Source organism: Micromonospora sp. NPDC047756, from assembly GCF_055587245.1.
Genome location: NZ_JBVJGQ010000004.1, coordinates 601,556 through 615,768, shown reverse-complemented (window position 1 = coordinate 615,768; position 14,213 = coordinate 601,556). Strand labels below are relative to the sequence as shown.

The following is a 14,213-nucleotide window of genomic DNA, read 5'->3' as shown; positions in this document are numbered from 1 at the left end:
CGGTAGGCTGCACATCCATGCCAGCCCCGGCCACCCCTGACGCCCGGCGTCAACCACCGCTGCTGACCATGCTCTTCTGGGCGGGCGTCGCTCTCGCGCCGGTGGCGGCGCTGATCCTGCTGGTGGCCGACGGCAATGGTCCGTTGCGTTTCGCCGCAGTGCTGGCCATCCTGGCGGTGGTGCTGATCGGCCTCTCCATCGCGCTGCGGCCCGACAACGAGGGCGCCTCAGCGAGGACCGACGAATTGCTGGACGAGATCGAGGAGCTGCGTCGGGAGTTGCGCAGTGAGATCGTGGCCGCCGCCCAGCGCGGTAACCAGGCACTGGACCAGGCGCAACGGGCCCAGGAGGGGATCACGGCGTTGCGCCGTCGTCTCGACGCCACTGGTGCCGCCCTCGCCGGTGCCGCCCCGGCCGTCGAGCCGGCCGGCGCCGGACGGGCCCGGGTGGCCGCCGTCGAGCCGCCGGTGGACGAACCGCCGGTGGCCCCTGACCGGGCCGACGCGCCGGCCGGCCGCGCCCGGGTTTCCGGCCCCGACGACGCACCCCGGTGGGGGCGCTCCGGGCAGCCGGACGACGACGAGCCGGCGTACGCCCGGGAGGCCGCCGAGCCGCCGGCCGCCTCCGGCAGGTACGGCGGGGAACGACCGGCCGCCACCGCGTACGGCTCAGCTCGCCCCCGAGAGCACGACCGCCCCGAGACGGGGCACCGCTCGGGTGGCGTGGTCCGGCACACCGAGACCGTGCACGTCACCACCCGGCACACGGTGGTCGACGGCGGTCCGGCCGAGCCGGCCGGGCGCTACGGCGGCGGGTACGCCGGCCAGTGGACCCCACCCGCGCAGGAGTGGACCCGGGGCGGCGACGCCGATCAGCCTGCTCGCTCGGCTGGCCGGGCGAGGAGCGAGCCGGAGCAGCACCCCCGAGCCGGGTACGGCGACGAGGCGGGCTGGACGGGCCGCCGCGACGAGCCGGAGTGGACGGATCGGCGCGACGCGTACGCCCAGCCCGACGAGCCGGCCCCGGTGGGCCGGTCACACCGCAGCTCGGAGAGGACGACGGCGGAATCCTGGGACAGCCCGGACGATCGGGGCTGGTCGGAGCAGCGCGACCGGGCGGGTGCCCCGGCACCGCAGGCCGGGCCCCCGTTGCGGGCCGACGACACCGGCGAGTACTGGTCCCAGCTGCGGGCCGGTGACCGGTGGGCTGCCGTCCGCGACGACGAGAACGGTCGAGAGCTGCGCGTCGGCGAACGTCGGGCCGAGGTGCACGCCGACGCCACCGGCACCGAGTACCGGGTGGCCGACCGCTGGGCCGCCGTCCGCCACGAGGAGCCGCGCCGTCACGAGGAGCCGCGCCGTCACGAGGACGCCGGCCGCTACGAGGAGCCGCGCCGTCACGAGGATACCGGCCGGTATGAGGAGCCGCGCCGCTACGAGGACGCCGGCCGGTATGAGGAGCCGCGCCGTCACGAGGACGCCGGCCGGTACGAGGAGCCGCGCCGCCACGACGGTGGTCGGCGGGCCGAGCCGGGAAGGCCCGCGCTGCCGGTGGGCGGTGTGCCGGTGCCGGAGGAGTGGCGCCCACCGCGCCAACGCGGCCACCAGCCGGAACCCGCGCCGGAACGGACCGGCCGGCGGCGGGTCGACGAGCGTTACGGCTACCCGCCGCAGGACGACGTACCGCGTGCCGGGGGCGCGCCGCCCACCGACCGCTGGCGGTGACCGGTCAGGCGACCCGGGTCACTTGTCGATGTCGCCGACCACGAAGAACATCGAGCCGAGGATCGCGATCAGGTCGGGGACCAGGCAGCCGGGGAGCAGGGTGGCCAACGCCTGCACGTTCGCGTATGAGGCGGTGCGCAGCTTCAACCGCCACGGCGTCTTCTCACCCCGCGACACCAGGTAGTAGCCGTTGATGCCGAGCGGGTTCTCCGTCCAGGCGTACGTGTGCCCCTCCGGCGCCTTGAGCACCTTCGGCAGTCGGGTGTTGATCGGCCCGGTCAGCCGGTCCACCCGGTCGAGGCACTGCTCGGCGAGGTCCAGTGACGCGTACACCTGGTCGAGCAGCACCTCGAAGCGGGCGTGGCAGTCGCCGGCGGTCTTGGTGACCACCGGCACGTCCAGCTCGTCGTAGGCCAGGTAGGGGTCGTCGCGACGCAGGTCCAGGTCGAGCCCGGACGCGCGGGCCACCGGCCCGGACGCGCCGAACGCGGCGGCGTCCGCGGCGGACAGCACGCCCACGCCGACGGTGCGGGCGAGGAAGATCTCGTTACGCCGGATCAGGTGGTCCAGGTCGGGCAACCGGCGGCGTACCTCGCCGATCGCGGCGCGTGCCCGCCCGGTCCACCCGTACGGGACCTCTTCCTTGAGGCCACCCACCCGGTTGAACATGTAGTGGATCCGGCCACCGGAGACCTCCTCCATCACCGCCTGGATGGTCTCGCGTTCCCGGAAGGCGTAGAAGATCGGCGTGATCGCCCCGATCTCCAACGGGTACGAGCCGAGGAACATCAGGTGGTTCAGCACCCGGTTCAGCTCGGCGAGGGCCATTCGCAGCCAGGTGGCCCGCTCCGGCACCTCCATGCCCATCAGGCGTTCCACGGCGAGCACCACACCCAGCTCGTTGGAGAACGCCGAGAGCCAGTCGTGCCGGTTGGCCAGCACGATGATCTGCCGGTAGTCACGCACCTCGAAGAGCTTCTCCGCCCCCCGGTGCATGTAGCCGACGATCGGTTCGCAGGCGACCACCCGCTCACCGTCGAGCACCAGTTTCAACCGCAGCACGCCGTGGGTGGAGGGGTGCTGCGGGCCGATGTTCAGCACCATGTCGGTGCCGAGTTGCTGATCACCGGTGCCGGGAATCAGCCCGGCCCCGGTGCCGACGGTCAGTTCACGGAGGTCCCCGGCGTCGGTGGTCATGCCCGTCATCGTGCCACGGCCGGCCCGAGCGGGATGCCGACCGGCTGGCGCAACCACCAGTGCCCGCCGAGCCCGACCGGGTCGGTCAGCTCGGCCACCGCCGACGCGGCGGCCAGCGCCCGCACGTAGCCGACCGGGTCGGTCCCGGCCAGGCTGAGCGGTGGTCGCCCACCGTCGGCCCCGAGCGCCCGCAGCGCCTCCCGCTGCAACACCAGGGAGTACGCGCACCGGGCGACCGCCGCACCGGCGGAGGCGACCGAGTCCATGGCCACATGCGCGGTGACATCACTCGACCCGTCGGGCACCGGAGGCACCTGCCGCCCACCCCGGTACCCGGTCAACGTCCCGTCCACCGGTCGGTCGCCGATCAGGTGCCCGTAGTCCACCGCGACGGCCAGCCCTCGGCTGATCCTCTGCACCGCGTTGGCCCACGCCTCGTCCCTGCTTCTGCCGATCTCGGCCCGCCTCTGGTTGCCGTGGGGGGTTTCGAGGCAGCCCGGCCGGCTCCGGGCGGTCAGGCTTGATCCCTGCGCCGGCCGGGCTGCCCCGAAACCCGACTCACTGTCGCTGGTCGAGTCCGTCCAGGTCACCCCCGGAGTCGGGGCGCGGTCGGTACTGGGCAGGCTCGTGGGGCTGGGCCACCACTGTGTGAGCCAATCAAGATCGTCAGGGCTGACCAGCTCACCAATCGTCTCCGCACCGGTCTCCGGGTCGACCAGCACGTATCGCCAGCCGTTCTCGGAATGCACTGCCACGTCGAGGGGGACGTTGTCCAGCCACTCTGTGGCGAGCAGCACTCCCGTGATCCCGGCAGGGATCTCAGACGTCCAGTTGATCTCCTTGGGCAGGTTCTCCGGGCGCGGCGCGTACTCGACGGCTGTGAAGCGAACGCGTCCGGCGAGCGACGGACGGACGGCGGCAAACGACGGCCCGTCGGGTGCCGGGCGGGCGGAGGTCGTGGGAGTCAGGGTTTCCGGGGAGCCCGACCACGCAGGGACCAAGCCTGACCGCCCGGAGTGGGCGGGCTCCCCGGAAACCCCCACCGCGAGCCCGGCGGGATCGTGAGCGAGCTCGGCGAGAGCGCGTAGCAACTCGCCCCGCCCCGCCCCCACGTCGACCACGTCGAACCGTGACGGATGCCCGAGGGCCGCGTCGACCTGGGTGAGCAGGCGCAGCAGCGCGGTGGCGAAGGCCGGGGAGGCGTGCACGCTGGTGCGGAAGTGCTCGGCCGGGCCGCTGCCGGCGACGAAGAAGCCGCCCGGCCCGTAGAGGGCTCGGCTCATCGCGGGTCGCCAGGCGATCGACATCAGTTCCACTCCGAATGCAGCTCGGCGCACGGTGATCAGGTGATGAAAAGTAGGTCAGAAACGCTCGGGTCACCTACTTTTCAGCACTTGATCATGGGCACGGGCAGAACGCGCTGGTCTGGGGCGGTCCGGGACGGTGGTGGAGGGCACTTGAGGCGGTGGTGAAGGTTTTCACACATGCTTGTCCGGGTTCGGTGGGCCGGGCGCATACTTGCGATCGACCGGTACCCCTTCTCGAGGACTGGATCGTCGTCATGAGCGCACCGTTGCGCCCGCGTCCGGCCGCCCCGCACGGGCCCGCCGTTCCCGGTGCCTCCGCCACTCCCACCACCTCTCGTCTGCTCACCGTCGGTGTCATTGGCGCCGGTCGGGTCGGCGCCGTGCTGGGTGCCGCGCTCGTCGCCGCCGGGCACCGGGTGGTCGCCGTCTCCGGCAGCTCCGGAGCCAGCCGCGCCCGCCTCGCCCTGCTGTTGCCCGAGGTGCCCCGCCGTCCGGTCACCGCCGTGGCCCACGCCGCCGCTGACCTGCTGCTGATCGCGGTACCGGACGACAGGCTGGCCGGTGTGGTGACCGATCTCGCCGAGCGGGGCGCGCTACACCCGGGCCAGATCGTCGCGCACACCTCGGGGGCGCACGGCCTGGCCGTGCTCGGGCCAGCCGTCGCGGCCGGTGCCCGGGCACTCGCCCTGCACCCCGCGATGACCTTCACCGGTACGCCGGACGACCTGGCCCGCCTCGACGGCATCTCGTACGGGGTGACCGCCCCGGCGGAGCTGCGCCCACTTGCTGCCCGGCTGGTCGCCGACCTCGGTGGCGTGCCCGAGTGGGTGGCCGAGTCGGACCGCCCGCTCTACCACGCCGCGCTGGCCCACGGCGCGAACCACCTGGTGACCCTTGTCAACGAGGCGACCGACCGGTTGCGGGACGCCGGGGTGGCCCGGCCGGAGAAGGTGCTCGCTCCGCTGCTGCGGGCCGCCCTGGAGAACGCGCTGCTGCTCGGCGACGACGCGTTGACCGGCCCGGTCTCCCGTGGCGACGCGGGCACCGTGCAGCGGCACCTGGCCCGGTTGGCGGTCACCGCACCGGAATCCGTGCCCGCGTACCTGGCGTTGGCCCGTCGTACCGCCGACCGGGCGATCGCCGCCGGCCGGTTGCGGCCGGTGGACGCACAGTCGCTGCTCGGCGTCCTGGCCGACAGCGGTCGGGAGGTGGCCGCGTGAGCGCGAGGAGTGAGCCGATCCTGCGAGCCCCGCAGTCGCGAACCGAGGTGGAGCTGTGACCCAGGTCGTGCACACGCGCGCCGAGTTGGCCGAGGCCCGGGCTGGGCTGAAGGGCACGGTCGGGGTGGTGATGACCATGGGTGCGCTGCACTCCGGGCACGAGACGTTGCTGCGCGCGGCCCGGGAACAGGCCGACCACGTGCTGGTCACGGTCTTCGTGAACCCGTTGCAGTTCGGGCCGAACGAGGACTTCGACCGCTACCCGCGCACCCTTGAGGCCGACCTGGAGGTGTGCCGGCGGGCGGGCGCGGATCTGGTCTTCGCCCCGTCGGTGGCGGACATGTACCCGGACGGTCAGCCCCGCGTACGCCTCGATCCGGGCCAGCTCGGCGGCGAGCTGGAGGGGGCGAGCCGCCCCGGCTTCTTTCACGGGGTGCTCACGGTGGTGCTGAAGCTGCTCCAGCTCACCCGGCCGGACCTGGCGTTCTTCGGCGAGAAGGACTACCAGCAGCTGACCTTGGTCCGGCGGATGGCCCGCGACCTGGACGTGCCGGTCGAGGTGGTTGGCGTGCCGACCGTCCGGGAGCCGGATGGGCTCGCCCTCTCCAGCCGCAACCGTTACCTCAGTGAGCCGGAGCGGGCCGCCGCGCTGAGCCTGTCCGCCGCGTTGCGGGCCGGCGCGCAGGCCGCCGACGACGGCCTGGACGCGGCCGCGGTGCTGACCGCCGCGCACGCCGCGTTCGGCGCCGGTACGCCCGGTGCCCGCCTCGACTACCTGGTGCTCACCGATCCCGAGTTGGAACCGGGTCCGGTGGCTGGGCCGGCTCGGCTGGTGATCGCCGCCTGGGTGGGTGCCACCCGGTTGATCGACAATGCGGCGATCCACCTCGCCCCACGCCCCTGACCCGGCCGTACCACCCGCCACCGATAACCGCGAAAGGCCACTCCGATGTTGCGGACCATGCTCAAGTCGAAGATCCACCGAGCCACGGTGACCCAGGCCGACCTGCACTACGTCGGTTCGGTGACCGTGGACGAGGATCTGCTCGACGCCGCCGACCTGCTCCCCGGCGAGCAGGTGGCGATCGTGGACATCACCAACGGCGCTCGGCTGGAGACGTACGTGATCCCGGGTGAGCGGGGCAGCGGCGTGATCGGTATCAACGGTGCCGCCGCGCACCTGGTGCACCCCGGTGACCTGGTCATCCTGATCTCGTACGGGCAGATGGACGACGCCGAGGCCCGGACGTACCGGCCGCGGGTCGTGCACGTCGACGCCGACAACCGGGTGATCGAGTTGGGGACCGATCCGGCTGCGGCGGCGCCGGGCACGGCCGGTAGCCCGGTGCCCAGCCCGTTGGCCGTGTCCGGAGTCTGATCCTCCGTACCGTGATTCCGGTCTGTTACCGGAAGGTCATTTCCGGTTACCCTGGGCACGCTGGCGAAAGCCGGTCGGTGGCTGGGGGAGGCCGCGATGAGCCGTGCCATGACGACCCTGTTCGCCGCTGCCGTGACGGCAGTGCTGCTGGTGGGCTGCGCCGGGTCCGGTGGCCTGGACGGTGATCTGACCGACGACTGGGCGGCGTTGCCGGCACCGTCGGCGTTCACGCCGGCCGCCGGTGTGTGTCACGCCGCCGACTTCACCGACCTGGTCAGCCTCGCCAGTTACGAGCCGGTGGACTGCGCCGGGCCGCACCGCCTGGAGACGGTGCACGTCGGGGCTTTCCCGGCCGAGCGGGTGGCCGCTCCGGCGGGTGGTTCGGCCGAGCTGCGGGGTGCGTTCGCCGAGTGCGACACCCGGGCGACCAGCTACGTGGGTGACGACTGGCGGTCCGGCCGGCTGCGGCTGTCGGTGGCGCTGCCCAACAAGCCGGGGTGGGCGGCGGGTTCCCGGTGGTTCCGCTGCGACCTCACCGAGCTGACCACCGTCGAGGCGGCGGCCACCGTGGTGGTCCGTGCGGGCAGTCTGCGGGACGCGTTGAAGGGGCCCTCCGGGCTGCGCCTCGGTTGCCAGCAGACCCGTGGTGGCGCCGGCCGGGGTGTGCAGACGCTGACCCCGGTGGAGTGCGGCAAACGGCACGACGCCGAGTTCGTCGGGGTGTGGCGCGCACCGGACGTGGCGTACCCGACCCGGGACGCCGACTGGCTGCCGCTCTACACGGGGTGTCGTAGCGTCCTGGCCCGGTACGCGGGCGTACCTGACGACGCCAGGTTGCGCTTCCGCAGCGGTGTGGTGGTCCGTCCGCCGGGGGCGGGGCGTTGGAAGGTCGGTGATCGGGGCGTCCGCTGCTATCTGTGGCTCAGCGACCGTACGGTGACCGCCTCGTTGAAGGGCGCGGGCCTGGCTGGTCTGCCGGTCCGGACGAAGTGACCACGGCCTGACCGTCGGCGCGGGACGGACGGGGTCGCCCAAAACACTCGTCCCGCCCCCGCCGCCCCGGGCGAGGATGGTTCGGGTTGACTGGGGGGATGGACCTTCCGACCGTCGACCTGCCTGCCCTGCCCGCGCTGCTGGCCGCGCCCGCGCCCGGCTGGGTGGAGACCACCGACGTGATCGTGGTGGGTTCCGGCGTGGCCGGTTTGACCGCGGCGCTGCACCTGCGGGAGGCGGGTCTGCACGTCACGGTGGTCACCAAGGTCAACATTGACGACGGCTCGACCCGGTGGGCGCAGGGTGGCATCGCCGCCGTGCTCGACCCGGCCGACACCCCGGCGGCGCACGCCCGGGACACCGAGGTCGCCGGCGTCGGGCTGTGCGACCCGGCGGCGGTCCGGGTGCTGGTCGAGGAGGGCCCGACCCGGCTCCGTGAGCTGATCCGGATCGGCGCCGAGTTCGATCGCCATGCGGACGGCTCGCTGATGCTGACCCGCGAGGGTGGGCATCGGGCGGACCGGATCGTGCACGCCGGGGGCGACGCCACCGGCGCGGAGGTGCAGCGGGCCCTGCACGCCGCGGTGCAGCGCGACCCGTGGATCCGGCTGGTCGAGCACGCCCTCGTGCTGGATCTCCTACGCGCGCCCGGCGACGGCCCGGACGGGCTCGGCCCGGCCTGCGGGATCACCCTGCACGTGTTGGGTGAGGGCAGCGAGGACGGGGTCGGCGCGCTGCTGGCCCGTGCCGTGGTGCTCGCGACCGGTGGCATGGGCCAGATCTTCTCGGCCACCACCAACCCGGCGGTCTCCACCGGCGACGGGGTGGCGCTGGCGCTGCGGGCCGGCGCGGCCGTGACCGACGTGGAGTTCGTCCAGTTCCACCCGACCGCCCTGATCACCCCGTCCGGCGCGGGGGTGCCCGGGGCGGGGCACGCGCAGCAGCCGCTGGTCTCGGAGGCGTTGCGCGGCGAGGGCGCGTACCTGGTCGACGCGGACGGCAAGAGGTTCATGGTGGGCCAGCACGAGTTGGCCGAGCTGGCACCCCGGGACGTGGTGGCCAAGGGCATCCACCGGGTGCTGCTGGCCACCGGAGCGGACCACGTCTTCCTCGACGCACGGCACCTGGGCGGCGACTTCCTGGCCGGTCGGTTCCCCACCATCGTGGCGTCCTGCCTGGCGATCGGCGTGGACCCGGCGACCGATCTGATCCCGGTCGCGCCGGCCGCCCACTACGCCTCCGGCGGGGTCCGGACCGACCTGCGCGGCCGTACCTCGATCCCGGGCCTGTACGCCTGCGGCGAGGTGGCCTGCACGGGTGTGCACGGCGCGAACCGGCTGGCCAGCAACTCGCTGCTGGAGGGTCTGGTCTTCTCCCGACGGATCGCCGAGGACATCGCGGCCGGCCTGCCCGAGCAGGCCCAGCCGGCGGAGACCGGCGCGTGGCGTGGCGGTACGGGTTGGGTGCTGCCGGCGGAGGTGACGCCGACCCTGCAACGGGCGATGACCCGGGGGGCGGGGGTGCTCCGATCCGCGGCGACGTTGGCCGGGACGGCCGGCACGTTGACCGACCTGGGCGTGGCCCGGGGCCGGCCGCGGACCGCCGACTGGGAGGCGACGAACCTGCTCACCGTGGCGTCGACGCTGGTTGCCGCCGCGTACGCCCGTGGGGAGACCCGGGGCTGCCACTGGCGGGAGGACTTCCCGACGGCCGACGAACGGTGGCTGGGCCATCTGGTCGGTGCGGTCGGGGCGCAGGGCCGGGTGACGCAACAGTGGGAGGGGAACTCGTGATCGAGTCGACGGAGACGGCGTTGCGGGTGGCGGGGTTGGATCCGGCGCACGTACGACAGGTGATCGAGGGCGCGCTGGAAGAGGATCTGGGCCCGGATTTTCTGGACGTCACCAGCGTGGCCACCATTGCGGCGGATCAGATCGACACCGCCGACCTGGTGGCCCGCGCGGACGGGGTGTTGGCCGGGATGGCGGTGGCCGCTGCGGTGTTCGAGCTGGTGGGTGAGGTGACCGGCTTCGGTCGTACCGTCGAGGTGTCGGTGTTGGCCCGCGACGGCGAGCGGGTGGCCCGCGGCGACGTGCTGGCGACGGTGACCGGCCCGACCCGGCTGCTGCTGACGGCCGAGCGGACGGCGCTCAACCTGCTCTGCCGGATGTCCGGGGTGGCGACGCACACCCGCGCCTGGGCGGACGCGCTGGCCGGCTCGAAGGCGATGGTGCTGGACACCCGCAAGACGACACCGGGCCTGCGGGCGCTGGAGAAGTACGCGGTGCGGGCCGGCGGCGGCACCAACAAACGGATGGGCCTCTACGACGTGGCCATGATCAAGGACAACCACAAGCTGGCGGCCGGGAGCATCACCGCCGCCTACCGGCGGGTCCGGGAGGCATTCCCGGAGGTGCCGGTGCAGGTCGAGGTGACCACTGTCGACGAGGCGGTGGAGGCGGTGGAGGCCGGCGCGGACTTCCTGCTCTGCGACAACATGACGCCGGAGGTGCTGGCCGGGGCGGTGGCCGCGGTGGGTGACCGGGCGGAGTTGGAGGCGACCGGCGGGCTGACCCTGGAGGTGGCCGGCCGGTACGCGGCCACCGGCGTGGACTTCCTCTCGGTGGGCGCGTTGACGCACTCGTCGCCGATCCTGGACATCGCGCTGGACCTGCGCGGCGAGTAGTTGTCTAGGCTGCGTTCGTGCTGCTCTGCATCGACATCGGAAACACCAACACCGTGCTGGCGACCTTCGACGGCGACAAGCTGGTGCACTCCTGGCGGATCAAGACCGATGCCCGCTCGACGGCGGACGAGCTGGGCCTGATGTTCCGGGGTCTGCTCGCCGGGGACAACGTCGAGATCACCGGTGTGGCCGCCTGCTCCACCGTGCCGGCGGCGCTGCGGTCGCTGCGCACCATGCTCAGCCGCTACTACGCGGAGGTGCCGAGCGTCGTCGTCGAGCCGGGCGTGCGGACCGGCGTGCAGTTGGCGATCGACAACCCCAAGGAGGTGGGCTCCGACCGGGTGGTGAACACCCTGGCTGCGTACACCCTCTACGGCGGTCCGTCGATCGTGGTGGACTTCGGCACCACCACCAACTTCGATGTGATCAGCGAGCGCGGTGAGTTCCTCGGCGGGGCGTTCGCTCCGGGCATCGAGATCTCCTTCGACGCGTTGGCCGCCCGGGCCGCGCAACTGCGCAAGGTCGAGGCCACCAAGCCCCGCTCGGTGATCGGCAAGAACACCGTGGAGTGCCTTCAGGCCGGCCTGTACTTCGGCTTCGCCGGGCAGGTGGACCGGATCGTCGAGCGGATGACCGAGGAGTTGGGCGAGGTGCGGGCGGTGATCGCCACCGGCGGCCTCGCCTCTCTGGTGATCAACGAGTGTCGCAGCATCACCCACCACGAGCCGATGATCACCCTGATCGGCCTGCGGATGGTCTACGACCGCAACCTCTGACCCGGCCGCCGTCGGGCCGGCCTCCGTGCGGGCGTCAGCGCCGTCGGGCGCGCAGCACCAGCGTCCGGTACGGCAGTTCGATGGTGTCCCGGCCAGCCAGGGCGGGGTGGGTGTCGAGGAGGTCGGTCAGTTCCCGCTCGACCTGCCGTTGATCGGTGCTGGAGGCGGTGAGCCAGTACGAGCGGGTGCGGACCATGCCGTGTAGCTCGTCCGGCGTGAGCGTGGTGCGGTGCGCGAACTCGCGCTTCTCGACGGCGTCGAACGCGGGGCCGAAGTCGGCTCGCTCGCCGAAGACCTCGCTGGTCGACTTGTCGCCGAAGTGGGCGATTCGACCCAGCTCGGCCACCCAGTCGACGCTGCCGTCCCGGATGTTCCAGATGGGGGCGAAGGTGCCGCCGGGGCGGAGCACCCGGGCGATCTCGGCGTGCGCGGGCTCCCGGTCGAACCAGTGGTACGCCGTCCCGACCAGCACCGCGTCCGCCGCCGCGTCGGGCAGCGGCATGGCCTCGGCGCTGCCCGCCAGCGCCGTCGTGCCCGGGGTGCTGGCGTCGAGCTGCGTCCGCATCCCCGGATCGGGCTCGACCGGTACGACCTCGTGACCGAGGGCCAGCACGGCGCGGCTCAGGATGCCGGTGCCCGCAGCGAGATCGACCACCCGGGCTTCGCTCAGCCCGTCGAGTGCCCAGCTGACCGCAGCCGCGGGATAGCGTGGCCGAAACCGGTCGTAATCACTCGCGGCGACACCGAACGACAGGGCGTGAGTGTGATCGACCATGACGGGCAGGTTATCCCGTAACGGCCTCAGGCGCGCTTGAGTACGCTCGGCCCTGACCCCCTGTATCTCCGTGACGAGGAAGCGTGCCGTGACCGAGCAGAACCCCGTGCCAGTGGACCCCGCCGACGACCTTCCCGAGCAGATGAAGGTCCGCCGGGAAAAGCGGGACCGGATGCTCGCCGAGGGCGTCGAGCCGTACCCGGTCGGCTTCCCCCGCACGACGACCCTGGCGCAGGTCCGGGCGACCTACGCCGACCTGCCCACCGACACCGCGACCGGCGACCAGGTCGCTGTCACCGGCCGGGTGATCTTCGTACGCAACACGGGCAAGCTCTGCTTCGCCACCCTCCGGGACGGCGACGGCACCGAGTTGCAGGCGATGCTCTCCCTGGACCGGGTCGGGCCGGAGCGGCTGGAGGCGTGGAAGCGCCTCGTCGACCTCGGCGACCACGTCGGCGTGACCGGCGAGGTGATCACCAGCCGCCGGGGCGAGTTGTCGGTGCTGGCCCAGCAGTGGGAAATGACCGCCAAGGCGCTGCGGCCGTTGCCGGTGGCCCACAAGCCCCTCTCCGAGGAGGCACGCGTCCGGCAGCGTTATGTCGACCTGATTGTCCGGCCCCAGGCGCGGGAGATGGTGCGCACCCGCGCGGCCACGGTGCGCAGTCTGCGCGATTCCCTGCACGGGCAGGGCTTCATCGAGGTGGAAACGCCGATGTTGCAACTGCTGCATGGCGGCGCGACAGCCCGACCGTTCGTGACCCACAGCAATGCGTTGAACACCGATCTGTATCTGCGAATCGCGCCCGAACTGTTTCTCAAGCGCGCGGTGGTCGGCGGCGTCGACCGCGTCTTCGAGATCAACCGCAACTTCCGTAATGAGGGTGTCGACTCTTCGCACTCGCCGGAGTTCGCGATGCTGGAGACCTACCAGGCGTACGGCGACTACGACACGATCGGCGAGCTGACCCGTAATCTCGTGCAACAGGCGGCCATCGCGGTGAGCGGTTCGACGGTGGTGACCCACGCCGACGGGCGGGAGTTCGACCTGGGTGGTGAGTGGCGGCAGGTGACACTCTTCGGCGTGCTTTCCGAAGCGCTCGGCGAGGAGGTCACGGTCCGCACCGACCGGACCCGTCTGGTGGAGTACGCCGACAAGGTGGGATTGGCGGTCGACCCGAAGTGGGGACCGGGCAAGCTGGCCGAGGAACTGTTCGAGGAACTGGTCGTTCCGGGCCTGGAGGCACCCACCTTCGTGCGGGACTACCCGGAGGAGACCAGTCCGCTCACCCGGGGCCACCGCAGCGAGCCGGGTCTGGCCGAGAAGTGGGACCTCTACGTGCTCGGTTTCGAGCTGGGCACCGGATACTCCGAGCTGGTCGACCCGATCGTGCAGCGGGAGCGGCTGGTGGCCCAGGCGCGGCTGGCGGCTCGCGGCGACGACGAGGCGATGCGTCTCGACGAGGACTTTCTTCGGGCGATGGAGTATGGAATGCCACCGGCCGGCGGTATGGGAATGGGAATCGACCGCCTCTTGATGGCCCTGACCGGCCTCGGAATTCGGGAAACGATCCTCTTCCCGTTGGTCCGCCCGGAGTAGTCCCCTCCGGTCGTACGCCGAGCCGTAACCGGAGCCTATTGACGCGACGAGCAGCGCGCGGGTTATTGTGCTCTCGTTAGCAGGAGCACCCTGCTCGAAAGGAATGTGGGACGTGGCCAAGCAGATCATTCACAAGCTGGTCGATGACCTGGACGGCGGGGACGCGGACGAGACCGTCAAGTTCGCCCTCGACGGCGTTCAGTACGAGATCGACCTGTCGAGCGCCAACGCCGCGAAATTGCGGGATGCATTTGCCTCGTACGTGGGCGCCGGCACCAAGGTCGGCCGCGGTGGTGTCGTGATCGGTGGGCGGGCTGCCCGCGGTCGGGGTGGCGCGACCGCAGATCGGGAACAGAACAAGGCGATCCGGGAGTGGGCCAAGAAGGCCGGCAAGGACATCTCGGACCGGGGTCGTATCCCGCAGGAGATCGTGGACGAGTTCCACGCGAAGCGCTGATCAGTCAGCAGCACGGTGGCGAGCCGCCACCGCAGGCGACACCGACGCCGGGCCGGGGGAGTCCTCCGGGCCGGCGTCGCCGTATCCGGACGGTCGTGCCGTA

Annotated in this window: 13 protein-coding genes; 10 read left to right on the top strand and 3 right to left on the bottom strand. The window is 72.2% G+C overall.

Annotation, left to right across the window (positions count from 1 at the left end):
* The first annotated feature begins 17 nt into the window (after nucleotides 1–17).
* Nucleotides 18–1,724 carry a hypothetical protein gene (locus tag ACZ6NZ_RS16050; RefSeq protein ID WP_465858771.1) on the top strand — a complete coding sequence of 569 codons (1,707 nt, stop codon included), beginning with the start codon at nucleotides 18–20 and terminating at the stop codon, nucleotides 1,722–1,724.
* 18 nt (nucleotides 1,725–1,742) lie between these two features.
* Here ACZ6NZ_RS16050 and ACZ6NZ_RS16045 read toward each other — a convergent pair whose 3' ends face one another.
* On the bottom strand, nucleotides 1,743–2,930 hold the full coding sequence (locus ACZ6NZ_RS16045; protein WP_355005951.1) for an NADH-quinone oxidoreductase subunit D: 1,188 nt from the start codon (nucleotides 2,928–2,930) through the stop codon (nucleotides 1,743–1,745).
* The gene (locus ACZ6NZ_RS16040) at nucleotides 2,927–4,228 is read right to left on the bottom strand and encodes an SAM-dependent methyltransferase (protein ID WP_465858770.1); all 1,302 of its coding nucleotides are present in this window, start codon (nucleotides 4,226–4,228) and stop codon (nucleotides 2,927–2,929) included. The genes ACZ6NZ_RS16045 and ACZ6NZ_RS16040 overlap by 4 nt, the downstream gene beginning before the upstream one ends.
* Before the next feature lie 254 nt (nucleotides 4,229–4,482).
* Between ACZ6NZ_RS16040 and ACZ6NZ_RS16035 the strand changes: the two genes are divergently transcribed.
* The 7 genes from ACZ6NZ_RS16035 to ACZ6NZ_RS16005 all read left to right on the top strand — a co-directional run bounded on the left by ACZ6NZ_RS16035 (nucleotide 4,483) and on the right by ACZ6NZ_RS16005 (nucleotide 11,281).
* Nucleotides 4,483–5,448, top strand: a complete 966-nt coding sequence (locus tag ACZ6NZ_RS16035; protein WP_465858769.1) for a Rossmann-like and DUF2520 domain-containing protein — start codon at nucleotides 4,483–4,485, stop codon at nucleotides 5,446–5,448.
* Nucleotides 5,449–5,503: 55 nt separating this feature from the next.
* Nucleotides 5,504–6,352 (top strand): pantoate--beta-alanine ligase, encoded by an 849-nt coding sequence (panC, locus tag ACZ6NZ_RS16030; protein ID WP_465858768.1) that lies wholly within the window; start codon nucleotides 5,504–5,506, stop codon nucleotides 6,350–6,352.
* 45 nt (nucleotides 6,353–6,397) lie between these two features.
* Nucleotides 6,398–6,826, top strand: a complete 429-nt coding sequence (gene panD, locus ACZ6NZ_RS16025) for an aspartate 1-decarboxylase (protein ID WP_355005947.1) — start codon at nucleotides 6,398–6,400, stop codon at nucleotides 6,824–6,826.
* 96 nt (nucleotides 6,827–6,922) lie between these two features.
* Nucleotides 6,923–7,819 (top strand): septum formation family protein, encoded by an 897-nt coding sequence (locus ACZ6NZ_RS16020; RefSeq protein ID WP_465858767.1) that lies wholly within the window; start codon nucleotides 6,923–6,925, stop codon nucleotides 7,817–7,819.
* A 98-nt stretch (nucleotides 7,820–7,917) separates the two neighbouring features.
* A complete protein-coding gene (locus ACZ6NZ_RS16015) occupies nucleotides 7,918–9,612 on the top strand; it encodes an L-aspartate oxidase (RefSeq protein WP_465858766.1) in 1,695 nt (564 codons plus the stop codon).
* Entirely contained in the window at nucleotides 9,609–10,505 is an 897-nt protein-coding gene (gene nadC, locus ACZ6NZ_RS16010; protein WP_465858765.1) for a carboxylating nicotinate-nucleotide diphosphorylase, read from the top strand. The genes ACZ6NZ_RS16015 and nadC overlap by 4 nt, the downstream gene beginning before the upstream one ends.
* A 17-nt stretch (nucleotides 10,506–10,522) precedes the next feature.
* Nucleotides 10,523–11,281: a type III pantothenate kinase gene (locus ACZ6NZ_RS16005; RefSeq protein ID WP_465858764.1), complete on the top strand. Its 759-nt coding sequence runs from the start codon at nucleotides 10,523–10,525 to the stop codon at nucleotides 11,279–11,281.
* A gap of 34 nt (nucleotides 11,282–11,315) precedes the next feature.
* On the opposite strand, the gene ACZ6NZ_RS16000 is transcribed toward ACZ6NZ_RS16005, so the two are convergent.
* The gene (locus ACZ6NZ_RS16000) at nucleotides 11,316–12,056 is read right to left on the bottom strand and encodes a class I SAM-dependent methyltransferase (RefSeq protein ID WP_465858763.1); all 741 of its coding nucleotides are present in this window, start codon (nucleotides 12,054–12,056) and stop codon (nucleotides 11,316–11,318) included.
* Nucleotides 12,057–12,144: 88 nt separating this feature from the next.
* On the opposite strand from ACZ6NZ_RS16000, the gene lysS reads away from it, so the two are divergent.
* Entirely contained in the window at nucleotides 12,145–13,653 is a 1,509-nt protein-coding gene (gene lysS / locus ACZ6NZ_RS15995) for a lysine--tRNA ligase (protein WP_465858762.1), read from the top strand.
* A gap of 112 nt (nucleotides 13,654–13,765) precedes the next feature.
* Nucleotides 13,766–14,110, top strand: coding sequence for a histone-like nucleoid-structuring protein Lsr2 (locus ACZ6NZ_RS15990; RefSeq protein ID WP_036392792.1), 345 nt, complete (start codon nucleotides 13,766–13,768; stop codon nucleotides 14,108–14,110).
* The last annotated feature ends 103 nt before the right edge of the window (nucleotides 14,111–14,213 follow it).

What these genes read in the sequence shown, in the direction of transcription:
- ACZ6NZ_RS16000 (WP_465858763.1), bottom strand. Translation starts at nt 12,056, where the DNA reads ATGGTCGATCACACTCACGCCCTGTCGTTCGGTGTCGCCGCGAGTGAT.
- ACZ6NZ_RS16045 (WP_355005951.1), bottom strand. Translation starts at nt 2,930, where the DNA reads ATGACGGGCATGACCACCGACGCCGGGGACCTCCGTGAACTGACCGTC.
- panD (WP_355005947.1), top strand. Translation starts at nt 6,398, where the DNA reads ATGTTGCGGACCATGCTCAAGTCGAAGATCCACCGAGCCACGGTGACC.
- ACZ6NZ_RS16015 (WP_465858766.1), top strand. Translation starts at nt 7,918, where the DNA reads ATGGACCTTCCGACCGTCGACCTGCCTGCCCTGCCCGCGCTGCTGGCC.
- ACZ6NZ_RS16050 (WP_465858771.1), top strand. Translation starts at nt 18, where the DNA reads ATGCCAGCCCCGGCCACCCCTGACGCCCGGCGTCAACCACCGCTGCTG.
- ACZ6NZ_RS16020 (WP_465858767.1), top strand. Translation starts at nt 6,923, where the DNA reads ATGAGCCGTGCCATGACGACCCTGTTCGCCGCTGCCGTGACGGCAGTG.
- ACZ6NZ_RS16040 (WP_465858770.1), bottom strand. Translation starts at nt 4,228, where the DNA reads ATGTCGATCGCCTGGCGACCCGCGATGAGCCGAGCCCTCTACGGGCCG.
- ACZ6NZ_RS16035 (WP_465858769.1), top strand. Translation starts at nt 4,483, where the DNA reads ATGAGCGCACCGTTGCGCCCGCGTCCGGCCGCCCCGCACGGGCCCGCC.